Below are 17,472 nucleotides of genomic sequence, written 5' to 3' on the forward strand. Positions count from 1 at the left end.
GTCAGGCGCGCGCACCGTCGAGGATCAGGTCGACCAGGCGCGGGACCAGGGTGTCCTCCAGCGGTTCGCCGGTGAGCAGCACCCGGGCGAGAAGGGGGCCCGTGATGGCCTCGACCAGGAGGTGGGGGTCGGTTTCGGCGGGTAGGTCTCCGCGGTCGATGCCGCGCCGGACGAGGGCTTCGGCACGCTCCAGGCGGGCGTTCCAGTAGGAGCGCCTCCCCTCCTCCAGGTCGTTCTCACCGCGCACCGTGCCGAGGTGCAGCAGTGCGGCGCCGGCCGGCGTCGAGAGGTACCGGGCCAGCGCCGTGAACAGCTGGGACAGGTCCTCGCGCACACCTCCTGTGTCCGGAGTCGGGAGGGCCGTGTCGGAATGGGTGGCCAGCGCGTCGAAGACCAGGTTCTCGCGGGTCTTCCAACGCCGGTAGACCGAGGTCTCGTGGACGCCGGCCGCGCGCGCGACGGCGGCCACGGTGGTCGCGGCCAGCCCCTCCGAGGTGAGCAGGTCGACGGTGGCGGCCAGAACCGCCTGCCGCATCCGCTCACCGCGACGCCTGAGCGGCGGCGCTTCTCTTTCGCCTCTTTCACCCGTCATGACAGCAGCCTAACGCAAGTCTCCTTGCGATATGGAACCGGCAGGCGTACGTTCTAAAGCAAGACGACTTGCGATAGCTCGCAGTCCACCGACCCGGAACGGACGAACCGCCATGGACCTCATGCGCGCCGCACGGCTGCACATCCCCTCCCGCACACTGACCGTCCAGGACGCGCCCAAGCCGGTCCCCGGCCCAGGGCAGGTACTGGTGAAGGTCGCGGCGGCCGGCGTGTGCCTGTCCGACGTCCACCTGATCGACGGCACCCTCACACCGGCCCACCTGCACGGCGACACCGTCACCCTCGGACACGAGGTCGCCGGGACGATCGCCGCGCTCGGACCGGATGTGACCGGCTGGACGGTTGGGCAGCGGGTCGTGCTGCAGGCCGGCGAGGTCCGCGGCGACCGCCTCCTCACCCGAGGCGTCGACTACGACGGCGGCTGGGCCGAGTACGCGCTGGCCCGTGTCGACACTCTGTTCGCATTGCCCGACTCGATCCCCTTCGAGCAGGGAGCGATCATCCCGGACGCGGTCTCCACCCCCTGGGGAGCCGTCACCACCACCGCCGGAGTCCGCCCGGCTCAGGCCGTCGGCGTCTGGGGCGTCGGCGGGCTCGGCGCCCACGCCGTCCAGCTGCTGCGCACCGTCGGGGCCCATCCGATCATCGCCGTCGACCCGGCACCGGCCGCCCGCCGGCGGGCCCTGGACTTCGGGGCCGACCTGGCCCTGGACCCGGCCGACCCTTTGCTGCGCATACAGATCATGGAGGCCACCGGCTACCGGGCACTGGAGGTCGCCTTCGACTTCGCCGGCGTCGCCGCCGTCCGTGAGCAGGCCCTGACCGTCCTCGCACCCCAGGGACAACTGGTCCTGGTCGGCCTGACCATCAAGCCGCTGACCGTCGCCAACGGCACGCTCTTCAGCTACCTCCAGCACCGGATCCTCGGCCACTACGGCTCCGAGGACCACGCCGTCCCGCAGCTGATCGCCCTGACCCAAGGCGGCCGGCTGGACTTTTCCCGCTCCATCACCGACGTGCTGCCGCTCGCCGACGCCGCCAAGGCCGTCCAGCGCCTGCGCACCAAGGAAGGCGACCCGATCCGCCTGGTCCTGCGCCCCTGACCCCCGTCTCCCACCCGCGCCGCCGGGGCGGCCGCTGCTCGCCCGTCCGTCTCCGGTAGCGGCATCCGCACCGTGACCGCACGATGCGAGGCAAAGACCCGAACCGCCACTCCCTCGCGTGTCCCGACACGTCCCGCCGAAGAAAGGTGCCCCATGCCCGTCGACCCGTCCATCGCCGCCGTACTCGACCAGGTCAACGCCCACCCCGCCCCCAGGATCATCGACACCGATCCCGAGGTGCTGCGCGAGGTGAACCGCCAGATGGGCGCAGGCCTCGCGCTGCCGGAGCCGATCGAGGTCGGCTCCGTGCAGGACACCACCGTCCCCGGACCCGCCGGGCGGATCCCCGTCCGCGTCTACCGGCCCGACCGGGGTGGACCCGTTCCCACGGTGGTCTTCTTCCACGGCGGCGGCTGGCTCACCGGCGACCTCGACAGCCATGACGACGTCACCCGGCGGATGTGCCGCGACGTGCACGCGGTGGTCGTGGCCGTCGACTACCGCCTGGCCCCCGGGCACCCCTTCCCCGCCGCCTACGACGACTGCCTCGCCGCCGCCCACCGCATCGCTGACCACATCGACGACTACGGCGGCCGCCGCGACCGCCTCGCCGTGGCCGGTGACAGCGCCGGAGGCAACCTGGCCGCCGCCGTCGCCCTCACCTTCCGCGACGAAGGCCGACCGCTCGCCGCACAACTCCTGGTCTACCCCGCCACCGACTTCATCGGCGACTACCCCTCGCGCACCGAGAACGCCACGGGCTACGTCCTCTCCCAGCAAGACGTCCTGGACATCCAGCACCTCTACGCGGGCGACGACCCCGCCGTTCGCGGCTCCTGGCAGGTCTCCCCGCTGCGCGCCGAGAACTTCACCGGCCTCGCCCCCGCAGTCATCGGCACCGCCCAGTACGACCCCCTGCGCGACGAGGGCAACGCCTACGCCGAAGCCCTCACCGACGCCGGCGTGGACGTCTTCGCCCGCAGCTACGACGGACTGATCCACGCCTTCCTCAACCTCTTCCCCGTCTCCCCGGCCGCCGACGCCGCCGTCACCGAGCTGTACGCCCAACTCAAGGAACGACTCAGCTGACCACTCCCGCTCCGGCGCGGATCGCGCCACCGGTGCACGCGGCGCCAAGGGCAAGCACGTACCGGCCCTGATACCCGGCCAGCCGGCTGCCGACGAGGAATGCGTTCCCACTCGCCGTCCCGATGGGACGGCTCTTGCCGGCGACGCCTCAGCTGAAGAAGGCGCCCGCATCCTGGGCAAAGCGTCGAAGGTCCTCAACCGTGAGCTGGACGCGGCCACTGTGCGGGCTGCGCTGGAGGAGACCGTGCCGCGGGAGGCGATCTCCGACGGTGCGGCTGTGGTCAAGGCCCCACCGGAGGGCGACTGGTCGACCGAGGCGGCGATGTGGGAGAAGCCGGCCCGGCCCTACGAGGCCGTGCGCTCGGACCGGCCGGTGTCAGCGGTCGGCGGGGCGGCCGAGATCTGCTGCATGAGGCTGAGCAGGTCCGGAGCGACCCACTCCTCCGCAATCTGGTCGCCCTCGAAGCGACACACCTCGACACTTCGGTAGCCGACCTGGCGGCCCGTGGCCTCGAACTGCTGGAACGGGCCCTGGTGCGTGCCTTCGAAGCGGACCAGCACGGTCACCTTGTCGCCGACGCCGAACATGTCCTGGACGCTGATCTTCAGGTCGGGGAACGCGTCCTTCATCATCTTGGTGCCCTGATGCCAGATCGCCCGGCCCTGCAGCGGGTCGGGGCACCCGGGCACGTAGTGCTCCATGGCCCAGCTTCCCGAGATCATCGTGGTCGGCAGCGGTGACCGGCGTGGGGCCTGGACCCCGGCGCGAGCGTCGTTCACGGTGGGGCGCTGGAAGCTGCTGTCCAACGCGAGAGGATTGAGCGAGCCGTGCCACTGGATCCGACTCTGCAGAAACTGCTCGCCGATATGCCGGCGACCGACTTCGATACGGTTCCGCTGGAGGAACTGCGCCGCGCCAACATCGCGAACGCCATCGCACAGCGGCGCGTCGTAGAGCTGCCGCGCATCGAGGACCGCCGCGCCGACGGGGTGGGCGTGCGCATCTACTGGCCTCAGGCCGACCCGGCCGGCCTGCCGATGGTCGTGTACTACCACGGGGGCGGGTTCTTCATGGGCAACCTCGACACTCACGACAGCGTCGCCCGCACCATCGCCCACCAAGCAGGCGCAGTCGTGGCCTCCGTCGACTACCGGCTCGCCCCCGAGGACCCTTACCCGGCGGCGGTGGAGGACGCGTTCACCGCGCTGCACTGGACCGCCGCCCACGCCGGCGAACTCGGCGGGGACCCGGACCGCATCGCCGTGGCCGGCGACTCGGCCGGCGGGAACCTGGCCGCCATGGTCGCCCTGCGCGCCCGCGACGCCGGTGGGCCACCGCTGCGCTTCCAGTTGCTGTGGTACCCGTGCACGCACATCGACCCCACCCTGCCCTCGGAGGCGGAGAATGCCGACGCACCCGTCCTGCCCCGCCGCGCCGTCGAGCTGAGTGCTGGCTGGTACCTGGGCGAGCGCGACCCCAAGACCTCTGGCGCCGCACCCGCCTACGCCGAAAGCCACGCCGGCCTGCCGCCCGCTTACATCGCCACAGTCCAAGGCGACGCCATCCGCGACGAAGGCATCCGCTACGCCCAACTGCTCCGGGCAGCCGGCGTCCCGGTCGAACACCACAACCACGAGGACCTGGTCCACGCCTTCTGCACCCTCGCCCCGCACGTGCCCGCCGCGGCGAGAGCGCTGGACGACTCCCTCGCTGCACTCAAGACCGGCCTCGCCTGAACGCTTGGCACTGAGCTCGTCATCCTGGCCCTGTGCTCCCGAAGTCGCCGCGAAGTGACGAGTTCGGCCGGGCCGATCACCGTGGTGATCTCGGTGGCGCGGCCGTCGGCAACGGTGAAGGCGAGGAGGGATAGGGGGTGCCGTCTTCGCACCAGGAGATGACGCCGGGGCGGCCGTTGACGGTCGCCGCAAGCTGCCTCCGCTGGGGGGAATCCGGGGGGAATGAGGCCTCGTCGGGGGGCGGCTGGGGGGAATCGGCTGCATATACGGGCAGCAGAGTGAAAGACTCCGAAAGGTCGATCACTGCAGGTCAGACGACCTGTGCAGCGAATTTTCGCAGGTCAGCGGCGTGCGGGTGACGACTTCAAGAAGATCTCCTCGTGGGCCGCCATCCTCTTCGCCCCCACCCTGGTCGGCACCATCTACGGCATGAACTTCGAGTCCATGCCTGAGTTGGGTTGGAGCTTCGGATACCCCCTTGCGATCTGCCTCATGGGGAATAGATGCGGGTGATCTCCTCACGTTGCCTTCGACAGGCCTCTGACCAGGCCTTTTGTGGCTCGGGAAAGCTCTGGGGGAATCCGGGGAGAATCGAATGGCGTCGGCACCTTGCGTCCGCCGCAACGAGCCGGTCCGGCTTCCGTTCAGCGCTCCCTGCAGAGCCCGCAGACCCTGCGGCGCATCACAGACAGTGACCTCCATCTCGAAGTCGGACGCGCCACGCGCTCCGCCTCGACGGGCTCCCGGGAGCGCCGATATCGCAGGTATGCGTACCGCGGGGCCCCCGTTTCGGGCATGCTGGTGAGCATGAGCAGCAGGTACGCACAGCTCCGGCCGTACACCCTGCCGGGCTCCCTCAGCGAGCTGAGCGGGCCGGCGTACGGCAGCGTGGTCCTGCCCCGGCACCTGGACTGGGGTCCGCACTACGAGTACGACCTGGCCGACGTCGCCGACGTCCTGCTGATGTACGAGCGGGTGATCCGCGAGGCGCAGACGCCCGAAGACCTGCACACCCACCTCAATGCCGACGTGCTGCGGAGCCGCTGGCGGAAACTGTTCCTGCCCGGGCCGGCGAGGGCCGCCTGGGAAGCCCGCTTCCCCGAACTCGCCAGCACGGCGGCGGCCGCGTAGTGGAAGACCTGCACCATCGGCTCATCCGCATCGGCCTGGAAGCACTCGCCGAGGACTTTGGCTACCGGCTCGCCGGCGGATACGCCGTCCAGGCCCATCGTCTCGTCAGCCGCGTCAGTGACGACGTCGACCTGTTCACCCCGATCGGACGCGCCGAGAGCGAGCTGCCACAGGCAATCACACGCCTCTCCGAGGCGTACCGGACGGCCGGGTACCTGGTCCAGGTCACCCAGCAGGCGCAGGTGTACGCCCGCCTGAACGTCACCGATCCCGCCTCCGGCGCCCAGTCCAAGGTGGAACTGGTCGGTGACCTGCTGCACCACCCGCCGGTCGAATCGGACCTCGGCCCGGTCCTCCACCTCGACGACCTGGCCGCCGCCAAGACCGGCGCTCTTTTCGGCCGCGCCGAAGTCCGGGATGCCATCGATGTCAAGGCGCTCCTCGACGCCGGCTACACCCGCGGACGGCTTCTCGAACTCACCGCGCAGAACGAGGCCGAGCCCAACCTCGACGAGTACGCGTCCGCCCTCTCCCGGGTCGGACATCACACCGACAGACAGTTCGCCGCCTACGGCCTCGACTACAAGGCTGCGCATGCCATCCGCGAGGAATTCGCCGACTGGCACCGCGAACTCATGAACCTCATGCGTGCAGAAGCAGTCAGCAGCAACTCGGCCCAGGCCGAGTCGTCAGTGGAGCGTCCGGGGAACCCGATCAGCGGTCCGCTGCCTCCGTCGCTGTCTCCCCCAGGCCCGGGCCCCGGCAGGCGGCACTAGGGGCTCGGCGGTGCATCCCGCCTCTGCAGTCGGGCCTTCTTCGGCTGCCACGAGCGCGCAATCGCCAAGGAGATCCGGATCGGCAGGTTCACCCTCGCCGAGCTGGAAGAGGAGGAGCAGGGCCTGGAGCGGCTGCGCCGATGGCACCAGGACCTGACCGCCCGCGACGTGCTCGGGGCTCCGGAGGCGGCCGAGGCCGGCGAGCGGCTGCGGAAGTGCACCGCGGTTTGCGAGTTGGTGATGGCCGCGAGGGTGCTGAGCTCGTCCGTGCCCTGCAGCAGGCCCAAGGCGACGTTCTGCTCGAGCAGGTCGAGAGCCCGGTCCGTGCTGCCGGCCGCCCGGTGGGCGTCGGCAAGGTTGTTGCGACTGGCGAGGGTGAGGGGGTGCGTTTCGCCGAGGGTGCGTTCCGCGTCTTGCAGGGCCCGTTCGTAGAGCGGAATGGCTCGCTTCAGGTCGCCGCCCTCCTCGTAGGCCCTGGCCAGGTTGTGACGGCAGGCGACCGTGTCGATGTGGTCGGGGCCCAGCGTCCGTTCGTGGTGCGCGAGGGCTCTGGAGGGCCATCCCCAGAGCGGCGAGGCCCTGCTCGACGCCGGACTGTCCGCGGTGATCCAGCGGATCGGCGTCAGGCCGAGGGCGCCGGCCCGGTTGGCCGCCCAGTGAGCGGCCAGGGTGCTCCCGTCAGCCTCTACGTATTCTTCAAGAAGCGCGACTGGCTGTAGCGAGCAGAGCACGACCGCTGATCAACTGCGCGTATCCTCCGCCGGCGCCTCACCACAGACCTTGCGGCAGGGCCCCACCGTTCGCGGTGGGGCCCTCGACGTGCTCCATGTCAGCCGGCGGCCTGACCGTCCGTTGCCGCCGTGACGGGTTCTTCCGGTGCCGACGGCAGGCCACGTAGTCGGCTCACCGGGGACAGGACGAGCGCGATCAGCACGGCGGCGGAACCGATCGCCGCCACGGTCAATGCCCCCCGGGCGCCGATCCGGCCGGACAGCAGGCCCGCGAACAGGCCTCCGAGTGCGCCGCCGCCAAAGAGCAGGGTGCGGAAGACCGCCGTCATCCGGCCCATCATCGACTGCGGGGTACTGGCCTGGCGCAGGCTGACGATGACGACGCCGGCGACGCCGAGCCCGAGGTAGGTGGTGAAGAAGGAGAGGACGAAAGTCCCCACCATCACCGGCCGGGGGCCGGTGGCCAGGGCGATCAGCGTCGGGCCGATGAGGAGGGCCGACTGGGCGCCGAGATAGACCAGCCCGAGCCGGAAGCGCCGGATGACCTTCCGGGAGATCGCCGCGCCGATCAGACCGCCCACGGAGGCAGTGGCGAAGATTCCGCCGAGCGTCGTCGAGCCCAGGTGCAGGTCCCGTGACCCGTACAGGAGGAACATCGTCCACACGGTGACCATGGAGAAGTTGCAGCAGAACCCGATCAGGGCCAGCGACCGCAGCACCGGGTTCTTCAGCACCCAGCGCAAGCCGTCCCGGAGTTCGGTCGGCAGGTGCCGCCGTGCGGCCGGCGGTTCGGGGCGGGGCTCGGGCGTGCGAATGACGAGCAGCGAGATCAGGGACACCAAATAGGAGAACGCGTCGGCGATCAGCGCCACGGGCGCGGTCAGGGCGCCGACCAGGACGCCCGCGAGTCCGGGCCCCGCCACATCGGCCGCCGATGAGCTCATCCCCATCTTGGCGCTGGCTTCCACATAGCGCTCGGGGTCGCGTACGAGAGTGGGTACGTACGACATCCAGCTCACGTCGAACAGCACCGAGGCGACGCCGACGGCGCAGGCGATCACCAGCAGCGAGCCCATGCTGAGCGCGTCCGTCCAGTACAGGACGGGGACGAGAGCCAGCAGGATCATCCGAACGAGGTTGGCGCCGAGCATGATCGGCCGCCGTCTGGCCCGGTCCACCCACACCCCGAAGACCAGGGCGAGCCCGAGATACGGGACGAGCTGCAGGAAGCGCAGGAGGCCGACCTGCTCGTCGGTGGCGTTGAAGGCGATGATGGCGGTGAGCGGCAGCGCGAGGTTCGTGACCTGGGTGCCGAGGAGCGAAAGGGTCTCGCCGAGCCAGAACTTGAGGAAGTCGCCGTGGCGCCAGAGGCTCTCCGTGGACGGTTCCTCGGCGCGTGTCTGCGTGGCGGTCATCGCCGTCCCTGGCCGGCGAGGTCCGCGACCACGTCCGCCACGTGGTCCACTTCTTCCTCGGTGTTGTAGTAGTGCGGCGACAGGCGCAGGCACCAGTCGACGTCCTTGTCCCCGAAGTCGAACTGTGCGAACTCACGGAAGCTGAGGGCCGAGTTGATGCCGTGGGCGTCCATGGCCGCCTTGAACGGTTGCGGCTGCCAGCCCGCTGCGTCGAACGTGACGAGCGCGGCAAGACGCGGGCCGCGGTCGAGCAGGCGCACCCCCGGGACCGGTGCGAGCCGGTCGCGCAGGCGGGCCGCGAGCGCCGGGGTGCGCTGCTCGATGGCCTCGATGCCGACCTTGCGGGCGTAGCGCGTAGCAGCGGCGCTGCCGAGCACCGTGGCGTACGGGAACTCCCACTCCTCGAACCGGGCCGCCGTCGCCACGGGCTCGTAGCCGCCCGCCTCGGTCCAGCGGGCCCCGTGCATGTCGATGAACAGCGGTTCGTAGCCCGCGCGCAGGACGCGATCGGATACGTACAGGAATCCGGAACCGCGCGGGCCGCGGAGGAACTTGCGGCAAGTGGCGGTGAGGAGGTCGCAGCCGATCTCCTCCACGTCGATGACGAACTGACCCACCGACTGGCAGGCATCGACCAGGTAGAGCAGGTCCAGTTCCCGGCAGTGACGGCCGATTTCGGCGACGGGCGAGACGAGGCCCGAGTTGGTGGGGACATGGGTGGCGGACACCAGGCGGGGGCGGTGGGTCCGCATCAGCGCGGCCATCGCCTCCACATCGACCCCGCCCTCCCGCGTGTTGGGTGCGTGGACGATGCGTACGCCGAACCGCTTGCGCAGGGAGAGGAAGGCGATCTGGTTGGAGATGAAGTCGTCGCGGGTGGTGAGGATGACGTCGTCGGTCTCGAACGGGATCGAGGACAGGGCATTGGCGTAGGCGTGGGTGGCGCTGCCCGCAAAGGCGATGTTGTCGGGTGTGGTGTTGATGAGGGCGGCCATCTCCGTGTAGAACCCGCGGACTTCGGCGGCGCGTGCGGCCGCGGCCTCGTAACCACCCAGCCGGGCTTCTAGGTTCAGATGGCCGACCATCGCGTCCGTCACGGGCGCCGGGAGCAGTCCGCAGCCCGCGTTGTTGAAGTGGATGACCTGGCGGCACCCCGGTGTGTCGGCCCGCAGAGCGGCGACGTCCAGCCGAAGTGCTTCCTGACCAGGACCAGAAGCGCTACTGTTGTCTCTCATGAATGACGGTAGCACTTCCGGGGAGTTGGCCGACAGTCTCCGTGCGCTGGTCTCCAGGCTGTCGCCCGGCGACCGGCTGCCGAGCAGCCGGGAGCTGATCAAGGAGTACCGGGTCGGCCCGGCGACAGTGGCGCGGGCCATCGCCGCACTTGCCGCCGAGGGCGCGGTGGTGACCCGTCCGGGCAGCGGGACGTTCGCGGCGCAGCGGGGCCGGCTCCGCGACGCGGCCGGCGGCAATGACACGGATACCGACTGGCAGACGGTCGCCCTCACCGACCGCGCCGTCGACACCCACCTGATCGCCGACCCGCTCGGCCCTCCACCGGCCGGGACGATCACGATGGACGGCGGCTACGTGCACCGCTCGCTCCAGCCCACCCGGGCCCTGAGCGCGGCGCTCGCACGGGCGGCACGCCGTCCGGACGCCTGGGACCGCGCCCCGGCCGGCGGCCTGATGGCACTGCGCACCGTGTTCGCCCAGATCGTCGGCGGCAGCGTGACGCCGGAGGACGTACTGGTCACCGCCGGCGGGCAGAGCGCCCTGTCGATCGCGTTCCGCGCCATCGCCGGGCCCGGCAGCCCGGTCCTGGTGGAGTCCCCCACCTATCCCCGGGCCCTGGCCGCCGCCCGCGCCGCGGGGCTGCGGCCGGTTCCGGTACCGCTCGACGCCGACGGCCTGCGGCCCGACATGCTGGCCGACGCGTTCGCGATGACCGGCGCACGGCTGCTGTACTGCCAGCCGACCTTCCAGAATCCGACCGGCACCGTACTCACGCCCGAACGGCGCCGCCAGATCCTCGATGTGGCGCGCGCCTCGGGCGCGTTCGTGCTCGAGGACGACTTCGCACGGCACCTGGGACACGGCGGCGCCGTGCCGCGACCGCTGGTCGCCGACGACCGCGACGGCACGGTCGTCCACGTCACCTCACTCACCAAGCCCGCCGCACCGAGCCTGCGGATCGGGGTGCTGGTGGCCCGCGGACCCGTCATGGAGCGCATGCGGGCGGTGCGCCTGGTCGACGACTTCTTCGTCACGCGTCCGCTCCAGGAAGCCGCGCTGGAAGTGCTCAGTTCCCCCTCCTGGGACCGGCACGTCCGCGCTCTCGGTACGGCGCTGCGGGAGCGGTGCGCCACGCTGGCCGCCGCGGTCAGCCAGGAGATCCCCGGTGCGACCTTGGCCGGACTGCCCACGGGCGGACTGCACCTGTGGGTTCGCCTGCCGCCCGGCGTGGAGGACACCGTCCTCACCAGCGCCGCCCGCCGGCGCGGCGTCGCCGTGAGCGCCGGCAGTCGCTACTTCGCCACCGAGCCGCCGGCGGCTCACCTGAGGATCGGGTTCGCCGCGACGGCCGATCACGCCGAGCTGACCGAGGGTGCACGTCGGCTGGGAGCCGCGTTTGCGGATGTCGGCCCTGGGCTGGCGTGAGGCGCATGACAGACATCGGCCTCGGTAGGCCGAGTCGCAGTGGAAGTGCGTCGGCGTGAACGGCCCACGTCGTTGGTCGGGCCTCGCGCCGTCGCCCCTGGCCAGCCGCCGAGCGTCCGCATGTCGCGGCAGGCCGGCGAACTTCCGAAGTCCCGTTGTTTGCTCCCGGCTTGGGTTCTCATCGATGGCAACGGAGCGCCGCTCATGCCGAACACATCGCGCTCACCAGCGCAAACACAAGACCAGCCATCCGCTCGCGGCAGCCTGCGGACTGCCCGGGGCACCGGCGGGACCGTCCGCTCACGGAAGATCTTTACGAACGCATCGCCCCCGCTATACCGTGACGAGCATGCTGCCTGCCGTGGACACAGACGAACAGTGGGACACAGTCGTCCCGGACGACGAAGCACTGCGGCCCGGCGTGGAGGACCTCTGCGCCCGCCTCGGCCTCGCCGATGTCCAGCCCGTTCGGTACCCCGACGGCTCGCAGCCCGTCTACGCGCTCGGGGACCGCCACGTCCTCAAACTCTTTCCCCGTATGTGGATCCAGGACGCCGTCACGGAGCACCGGGTTCTGGAGTACCTCCAGGGACGTCTGCCGATCCCCGTACCGGAGTTGCTGGAGTTCGGGGAGTACGAGAACGGCTGGCGCTACGTCCTGATGTCACAGCTTCCGGGGCAGGGCCTCGCGAAGGCCTGGCCGCGGATCCCGGAAGCCGACCGGGACCGCATCACCACCGAAGTCGGGGAAGCCCTGGCCGTCCTGCACTCGCTCGACCCCGCACCCCTCACCGATGTCCTGGGGCCCGAGAACTGGGACACCGCCCTGGCGGAGCGCCGCGCCCGAGCCGTCGGGCGGCAGCGCGAACGGGACCTGCCGGAGCAGTGGCTGGAGCAGATCCCGGACTTCCTGGACTCCGTCCCGCTCGCCACGGACCGGCCCCACTCCCTGCTGCACACCGAAGTCATGCGGCAGCACTTGATCGTCGATCCCGACGACTGGCGGCTGACCGGACTCATCGACTTCGAACCGGCCATGATCGGGGATCGCGCGTACGACTTCGTAGGCGTCGGCCTGTACGTGTCCTGCGGCGACCCGCGCCTGCTGGGACGGGTCCTGAAGGCGTACGGGCACGAGTTCGACCCGCGCGAACTCCTCGCGCACACACTGCTCCACGTCTACAGCAACCTGCCGCGGTACTTCAAGGACCTGCCCGAACCGCCCGAGCCCACCCTCGACTCGCTCGCCGAGACGTGGTTCGGCACCGAGTGAACACGACCCACGTCCCCTCCCGGCCCTTCCGCTCCCCTGACCAGGCCGCATCCGCATCCGCATAGCCGCGCCGGCGGTCGCGCCCGGCGGGGCGTTCGGAGACGGGGCGCGGAACGCCCTCGGAGGGGTACGGAACTGCTCCGGATTAGGTCAACTCTAGTGTGCTTTGGCGCCTTTGAGTGGGTGTTACGATCGCTGCGTGAACCTCAAGGAGTGGGCGAAAGTGAACGGTGTGCATCCGCATACCGCGTACCGCTGGTTCCGTGAGGGCACGTTGCCGGTCCCCGCTGAGCGGGTCGGGCCGCGCACGATCCTGGTGAACATCGAGGCGAACTCGTCACCGGTTGTGACTGGCGGTGTGGGTCTGTATGCCCGCGTCTCCTCCCACGATCAGAAGGCCGACCTGGAACGTCAGACGGCCCGGCTGTCCGAGTGGGCGGCGAAGGCCGGTCACCGGGTGGTGCGGATCGAATCCGAGATCGCCTCGGGTATGAACGGCGGCCGTACGAAGGCCCGTCGTCTGCTGGCCGACCCGGCTGTGACCACCGTGGTGGTGGAGCACAAAGACCGGCTCGGCCGGATGAACGTCGAGCTGGTCGAGGCCGCGCTGTCCGCGACCGGACGCCGCCTGGTCGTCCTGGACGAAGGCGAAGTCGATGACGACCTGGTGCAGGACATCGTGGATGTCCTGACCTCGTTCTGTGCCCGCCTGTACGGGCGCCGCTCCGCGAAGAACCGGGCAATGAAGGCTCTTGAGGCGGCTGCCGCCGATGACTGAGCCGAAGAAGAAGCAGCTCCGCACCATCGACGCGCCGTTCGTCGCCCTCGGTCCGTCCGGTGTCGCGATACGCGACCGCCTCAAGCACCTCACACCCGAGGACGACAAGGTGCTGCGCCTGGTCGGCGAGCACCTCGGCTCCCTGGCATCCCGCGATCTGGCGTCCCGCTGCCGTGACGGCAGCGACCACTCCACCGATACGTGGGCGGCCCGGAAGCAGGGCCTGACCGCCGCCTCGTCGTCGCGGTGGGCCGGGTCGATCACGAAGACCTCCCACGATCAGTGGGCGCTCTCGCGCCGGTGCCAGCTCGCCCACATCCAGAACCTCGAAGCCGGTGTGCGGACCCTGATGCACCGTCTGTCCCTCCCGCTCGGGGAGAAGGGCACCAAGCGCGCTGCGGGCGGCTACCGCTCCAAGGGCGAGTGGTTCCAGAAAACCCGACGCCTGGCAACGCTGGAACACCGCCTCGATGTCGCTCGCGCTGAACGTGAGGCCGCAGTCGTGCACGTCGTGCGCGGTAGCCGGAAGTTGCTCAACACCCGGCACAACCTGTCCGCCGCGCAGCTCACCGAGCCCGAGTGGCGGGAACGGTGGGAAGCCGAGCGCTGGTTCCTCGCCGCCGACGGCGAGTCTGGAAAGCCGTTCGGGAACGAGACCATCCGCGTCACGGCCGCCGGCGAGGTCAGCATCAAGCTGCCCGCGCCGCTCGCGCACCTGGCGAACGCCAAGCACGGCCGGTATGCCCTGGCCTCGAAGACCGCGTTCGCGCACCGGGGCGAGGAGTGGGCCGACCGTGTGGAAGCGAACCGGGCCGTCGCCTACCGCATCCACCTCGACGTGGAACGCGGGCGCTGGTACCTCACCGCGTCCTGGCAACGCCCCGTCGTCCAGACCATGCCGCTGGCCACGGCCCGCGCCAAGGGCGTGATCGGCGTGGACACGAACGCCGACCACTTCGCCGCCTACCGCCTCGACGCCCACGGCAACCCGATCGGCGACCCGCACCGCTTCCCCTACGACCTCAGTGGTTCGGCGAACCACCGCGACGCACAGATCCGGCACGCCATCACCCAAGTCCTGCACTGGGCCAAGTCCTGCGGTGTGGCTGCCATCGCGATCGAGGACCTCGACTTCACCGCCGAGAAGACCCGCGAGAAGCACGGACGCAAGAAGCGCTTCCGGCAGCTCATCTCCGGCATCCCCACCGGCAAACTCAAAACCCGGCTCGTGTCGATGGCCGCCGAGAGCGACATGTCCATCGTGGCCGTGGACCCGGCCTACACCTCGATGTGGGGCGATCAGCACTGGCGCAAGCCGCTGACCGCCCCGCGCCGAAAGATGTCCCGTCACGATGCCGCTGGTATCGCGATCGGGCGACGCGCCCTCGGACACCCGATCCGGCGACGGACGGCACCGCCCCGGCATCACCAGAGTGATGGTGCTGGGCATCGGACCGTCCAGGCCGGACCAGGTGACCGGGAGCGTGAGGAAACCCGCCCACCCGTCACGGAGCGTGCACACGATGCACGCCGCCGACCGGGTCACCAAAAGGGAACGCGGGAGACCAGCGCATCCAAAACCGTTCGGGATGCGCGCAGTGCCGGGCAGTGGGTCCAAGACTCACTCCTGCTCACTGATTAGGAACGGTTCAGCGGCACAGGGCGGTGTCCGCGGCGCGTTCGAGGTTTCTGCGGCCCGCCTCGTCGGTGCGCTGCATGGTGACCGCGACGCTGGCGGCGCGGCCGTCGTCGGTGGCGCCGCCGCGGGTCTCGTAGCCCGGGAAGCTGCCGCCGTGGCCCCAGGAGAGGCCGCCGCACGGCAGCGGCCGGCTGACGAGTCCGAGTCCGTAGCGGGCGCCGGGGCCGAAGGTCGCCTCGGCGGGGACGGTGGAGCGCATCTGGGCGAGCTGGGCCGAGGGCAGGAGGCGGCCGGCCAGGAGTGCGGTGAAGAAGCGGTTCAGGTCGGAGTTGGTGGAGATCAACTGGCCTGCCGCCCAGCCCCAGGAGGGGTCAATCTCCGTGATGTCGCGCAGCGGCGCGCCCGCCTGTTCCCGGTAGTAGCCGTGGGGGTGGGGCTCCCGGATGCTCGCGTCACCGGGGGCGGGGAAGTAGGTGTGGCGCAGCCCGATGCGCTTGATGACGCGCCGGTCGATCTCCTCGGCCAGGGGGCGGTTGGTGACCTCCTCGACGATCAGGCCGGCGAGCACGTAGTTGGTGTTGCTGTACTTCCAACGCCTCCCGGGGTCGAAGTCGGCCGGGTGCCGGAGGGCCGTGTCGAGCAGTTCGCGGGGGGTGTAGTAGCGGACGTCGTCCCCGAGGTGGTCGCTGTAGTTGGGGAGTCCGCTGGTCTGTTGGAGGAGCTGGCGGACGGTGATGCGCCGCCCGTCGATGCCCTCTCCGCGGACGAGGCCGGGCAGGTAGGTGTCGACGAAGGCGTCGAGACCGATCTTCCCCTCGCCGACCAGTTGAAGGACGACGACCGCGACGAACGCCTTGGTGTTGCTGCCGATCCGTACCTGGCCGTCCCTGGGCACCTTCGAACCGGTGGCCAGGTCGCCGAGCCCTGCGGTATAGGTGCGGGTACGGCCGTCACGGCCTTGGACGCTCGCCAGCGCGGCGGGCATCCCGTCGTCGCGCACCAGCGTGTTCAGGGCCTGCTGGACGGCGTCCGGCCTGGCGGAGGCGGAAGCGGAGGCGGAGGCGGAGGCGGGCGGGGCGAGGGCGCCCAAGGTCATGATGCCGATGGCCACCGCGGCCGCGGCGGGCAGGGCTCGTTGCCGGGTCTGTCCACGCATGAGTCAACTCCTGAGGAATCGTTGGATCGTCGTTCGGTCGCCGGGGCACCGGGGCGCCGGGGTCGCCGGGTGCCTTCATCCGCACAGGGCCCTGTCCACGGCGTCCGTCACGTGCTGCGTGGCCGCCCCGTCCGTCGGGATGCTGGTGACCGCGACGTTGGCGGCGCGGCCGTCTTCGGTGACGCCGCCCCGGGTCTCGTAGCCCGCGATGTCGCCGCCGTGGCCCCAGTAGAGGCCGCCGCACGACAGCGGCCTGCTCGTGAGCCCCAGCCCGTAGCGGAGGCCTGAGGTCCCGGCGGGGACCGTCGTGCGCATCTCGGCGAGCTGGGCCGCCGGGAGGAGGCGGCCGGCGAGGAGTGCGGTGAAGAAGCGGTTGACGTCGGAGTTGGTGGAGATCAACTGGCCTGCCGCCCAGCCCCAGGAGGGGTCCATCTCCGTGAAGTCGCGCAGCGGTCCGTCCGCGGGGTTGCGGTGGTAGCCCCGGGGGTGCGGCTCTCGGATGGTCTTCTCTCCGGGGGCGGGGAAGTAGGTGTGGCGCAGCCCGATGCGCTTGATGACGCGCCGGTCGATCTCCTCGGCCAGGGGGCGGCCGGTGACCTTCTGGACGATCAGGCCGGCCAGGACGTAGTTGGTGTTGCTGTAGCCCCACGTCTTCCCCGGATCCGCGTCGGCCTTGTGCTGGAAGGCGATGTCGAGCAGCTCGCGGGGTTCGATGTACCGGTTCCTGATCTCGTCGTCGTCGAGGTGGACGCTGTAGTCGGGGAGTCCGCTGGTGTGCTGGAGGAGCTGGCGGACGGTGATGCGCCGCCCGTCGATGCCCTCTCCGCGGACGAGGCCGGGCAGGTAGGTGTCGACGAAGGCGTCGAGACCGATCTTCCCCTCGCCGACCAGCTGGAGGACGACGACCGCGACGAACGCCTTGGTGTTGCTGCCGATCCGTACCTGGCCGTCCCTGGGCACCTTCGAGCCGGTGGCCAGGTCGCCGACTCCCGCGGTGTAGGTGCGGGTACGGCCGTCACGGCCTTGGACGCTCGCCAGCGCGGCGGGCATCCCGTCGTCGCGCACCAGCGTGTTCAGGGCCTGCTGGACCGTGTCTGGCCTGGCGGAGGCGGAGGCGGAAGCGGAGGCGGGCGGGGCGAGGGCGCCCAAGGTCATGACGCCGATGGCCACCGCGGCCGCGGCCGAGACGGCTCGTCGCCGCTTGCCGCCGTGCTGCTGCCGGGTCGAGGAAGGAAGGCCCTGCCGGGTCTGAGCTCGCATGAGTCGTCAACTCCTGGTGAATCGTTCGGTCGGTGCACGATCCTGGTTTCCAGGGCCCTGTGACCGCATCGCGGGAAGGCGGGAGGATTCGCTCCCCCGATCGGGGGAGGC

The 17,472-nt window shown here is 70.5% G+C and carries 15 protein-coding genes and 3 pseudogenes; 11 read left to right on the forward strand and 7 right to left on the reverse strand.

The window, feature by feature from the left end; translation table 11 throughout:
• Position 1 precedes the first annotated feature (1 nt).
• On the reverse strand, positions 2-535 hold the full coding sequence (locus tag OOK31_RS06725; RefSeq protein WP_267011404.1) for a TetR-like C-terminal domain-containing protein: 534 nt from the start codon (positions 533-535) through the stop codon (positions 2-4).
• Positions 536-704: 169 nt separating this feature from the next.
• Between OOK31_RS06725 and OOK31_RS06730 the strand changes: the two genes are divergently transcribed.
• Together OOK31_RS06730 and OOK31_RS06735 are read left to right on the forward strand one after the other, a co-directional pair.
• Complete coding sequence (locus OOK31_RS06730; protein WP_267011405.1) at positions 705-1,715, forward strand: zinc-binding dehydrogenase; 1,011 nt, start codon at positions 705-707, stop codon at positions 1,713-1,715.
• 153 nt (positions 1,716-1,868) lie between these two features.
• Positions 1,869-2,804: an alpha/beta hydrolase gene (locus tag OOK31_RS06735; protein ID WP_267011406.1), complete on the forward strand. Its 936-nt coding sequence runs from the start codon at positions 1,869-1,871 to the stop codon at positions 2,802-2,804.
• Between the two features lie 345 nt (positions 2,805-3,149).
• Here the strand turns inward: OOK31_RS06735 and OOK31_RS06740 are convergent, their stop codons facing one another.
• Positions 3,150-3,611, reverse strand: coding sequence for an ester cyclase (locus OOK31_RS06740; RefSeq protein WP_267011407.1), 462 nt, complete (start codon positions 3,609-3,611; stop codon positions 3,150-3,152).
• Between the two features lie 21 nt (positions 3,612-3,632).
• Here OOK31_RS06740 and OOK31_RS06745 point away from each other — a divergent pair, with 21 nt between their 5' ends.
• The 5 genes and pseudogenes from OOK31_RS06745 to OOK31_RS39340 form a co-directional block, all read left to right on the forward strand.
• Entirely contained in the window at positions 3,633-4,541 is a 909-nt protein-coding gene (locus OOK31_RS06745) for an alpha/beta hydrolase (RefSeq protein ID WP_267011408.1), read from the forward strand.
• Between the two features lie 357 nt (positions 4,542-4,898).
• Positions 4,899-5,054, forward strand: a pseudogene (locus OOK31_RS06750) (CorA family divalent cation transporter); the annotation flags it as partial.
• A gap of 294 nt (positions 5,055-5,348) precedes the next feature.
• A complete protein-coding gene (locus tag OOK31_RS06755; RefSeq protein WP_267011409.1) occupies positions 5,349-5,672 on the forward strand; it encodes a hypothetical protein in 324 nt (107 codons plus the stop codon).
• The gene (locus tag OOK31_RS06760) at positions 5,672-6,448 is read left to right on the forward strand and encodes a nucleotidyl transferase AbiEii/AbiGii toxin family protein (protein WP_267011410.1); all 777 of its coding nucleotides are present in this window, start codon (positions 5,672-5,674) and stop codon (positions 6,446-6,448) included. The genes OOK31_RS06755 and OOK31_RS06760 overlap by 1 nt, the downstream gene beginning before the upstream one ends.
• Positions 6,449-6,550: 102 nt before the next feature.
• Positions 6,551-6,643 (forward strand): annotated as a pseudogene (locus OOK31_RS39340) (Chromate resistance protein ChrB); the annotation flags it as partial.
• A 104-nt stretch (positions 6,644-6,747) separates the two neighbouring features.
• Here OOK31_RS39340 and OOK31_RS39345 read toward each other — a convergent pair.
• The 3 genes and pseudogenes from OOK31_RS39345 to OOK31_RS06775 all read right to left on the reverse strand — a co-directional run.
• Positions 6,748-7,179 (reverse strand): annotated as a pseudogene (locus OOK31_RS39345) (tetratricopeptide repeat protein); the annotation flags it as partial.
• 98 nt (positions 7,180-7,277) lie between these two features.
• A complete protein-coding gene (locus OOK31_RS06770) occupies positions 7,278-8,594 on the reverse strand; it encodes an MFS transporter (RefSeq protein WP_267011412.1) in 1,317 nt (438 codons plus the stop codon).
• A complete protein-coding gene (locus OOK31_RS06775) occupies positions 8,591-9,829 on the reverse strand; it encodes an aminotransferase class V-fold PLP-dependent enzyme (RefSeq protein ID WP_267011413.1) in 1,239 nt (412 codons plus the stop codon). The genes OOK31_RS06770 and OOK31_RS06775 overlap by 4 nt, the downstream gene beginning before the upstream one ends.
• Here OOK31_RS06775 and OOK31_RS06780 point away from each other — a divergent pair.
• From OOK31_RS06780 to OOK31_RS06795, 4 genes are all read left to right on the forward strand, one after another.
• Positions 9,828-11,255 (forward strand): PLP-dependent aminotransferase family protein, encoded by a 1,428-nt coding sequence (locus OOK31_RS06780; protein ID WP_267011414.1) that lies wholly within the window; start codon positions 9,828-9,830, stop codon positions 11,253-11,255. The two genes, OOK31_RS06775 and OOK31_RS06780, sit on opposite strands and share 2 nt — an antisense overlap.
• Before the next feature lie 349 nt (positions 11,256-11,604).
• On the forward strand, positions 11,605-12,528 hold the full coding sequence (locus OOK31_RS06785) for a phosphotransferase family protein (RefSeq protein ID WP_267011415.1): 924 nt from the start codon (positions 11,605-11,607) through the stop codon (positions 12,526-12,528).
• Positions 12,529-12,727: 199 nt separating this feature from the next.
• Positions 12,728-13,306, forward strand: a complete 579-nt coding sequence (locus OOK31_RS06790) for an IS607 family transposase (RefSeq protein ID WP_267011416.1) — start codon at positions 12,728-12,730, stop codon at positions 13,304-13,306.
• Positions 13,299-14,948, forward strand: a complete 1,650-nt coding sequence (locus tag OOK31_RS06795) for a transposase (RefSeq protein ID WP_267011417.1) — start codon at positions 13,299-13,301, stop codon at positions 14,946-14,948. The genes OOK31_RS06790 and OOK31_RS06795 overlap by 8 nt, the downstream gene beginning before the upstream one ends.
• A 7-nt stretch (positions 14,949-14,955) precedes the next feature.
• Here the strand turns inward: OOK31_RS06795 and OOK31_RS06800 are convergent, their stop codons facing one another.
• A complete protein-coding gene (locus tag OOK31_RS06800; RefSeq protein WP_267011418.1) occupies positions 14,956-16,101 on the reverse strand; it encodes a serine hydrolase in 1,146 nt (381 codons plus the stop codon).
• A 75-nt stretch (positions 16,102-16,176) separates the two neighbouring features.
• The gene (locus OOK31_RS06805) at positions 16,177-17,361 is read right to left on the reverse strand and encodes a serine hydrolase (RefSeq protein ID WP_267011419.1); all 1,185 of its coding nucleotides are present in this window, start codon (positions 17,359-17,361) and stop codon (positions 16,177-16,179) included.
• Positions 17,362-17,472 lie beyond the last annotated feature (111 nt).

The sequence above is a fragment of the Streptomyces sp. NBC_00249 genome, assembly GCF_026342355.1.
GTDB lineage: Bacteria > Actinomycetota > Actinomycetes > Streptomycetales > Streptomycetaceae > Streptomyces.

Excerpts from the sequence above, each read along its gene's own strand:
- OOK31_RS06725 (WP_267011404.1), bottom strand. The coding sequence starts at position 535 with ATGCGGCAGGCGGTTCTGGCCGCCACCGTCGACCTGCTCACCTCGGAG.
- OOK31_RS06770 (WP_267011412.1), bottom strand. The coding sequence starts at position 8,594 with ATGACCGCCACGCAGACACGCGCCGAGGAACCGTCCACGGAGAGCCTC.
- OOK31_RS06755 (WP_267011409.1), top strand. The coding sequence starts at position 5,349 with ATGAGCAGCAGGTACGCACAGCTCCGGCCGTACACCCTGCCGGGCTCC.
- OOK31_RS06775 (WP_267011413.1), bottom strand. The coding sequence starts at position 9,829 with ATGAGAGACAACAGTAGCGCTTCTGGTCCTGGTCAGGAAGCACTTCGG.
- OOK31_RS06735 (WP_267011406.1), top strand. The coding sequence starts at position 1,869 with ATGCCCGTCGACCCGTCCATCGCCGCCGTACTCGACCAGGTCAACGCC.
- OOK31_RS06800 (WP_267011418.1), bottom strand. The coding sequence starts at position 16,101 with ATGCGTGGACAGACCCGGCAACGAGCCCTGCCCGCCGCGGCCGCGGTG.
- OOK31_RS06795 (WP_267011417.1), top strand. The coding sequence starts at position 13,299 with ATGACTGAGCCGAAGAAGAAGCAGCTCCGCACCATCGACGCGCCGTTC.
- OOK31_RS06785 (WP_267011415.1), top strand. The coding sequence starts at position 11,605 with ATGCTGCCTGCCGTGGACACAGACGAACAGTGGGACACAGTCGTCCCG.
- OOK31_RS06730 (WP_267011405.1), top strand. The coding sequence starts at position 705 with ATGGACCTCATGCGCGCCGCACGGCTGCACATCCCCTCCCGCACACTG.
- OOK31_RS06805 (WP_267011419.1), bottom strand. The coding sequence starts at position 17,361 with ATGCGAGCTCAGACCCGGCAGGGCCTTCCTTCCTCGACCCGGCAGCAG.
- OOK31_RS06780 (WP_267011414.1), top strand. The coding sequence starts at position 9,828 with ATGAATGACGGTAGCACTTCCGGGGAGTTGGCCGACAGTCTCCGTGCG.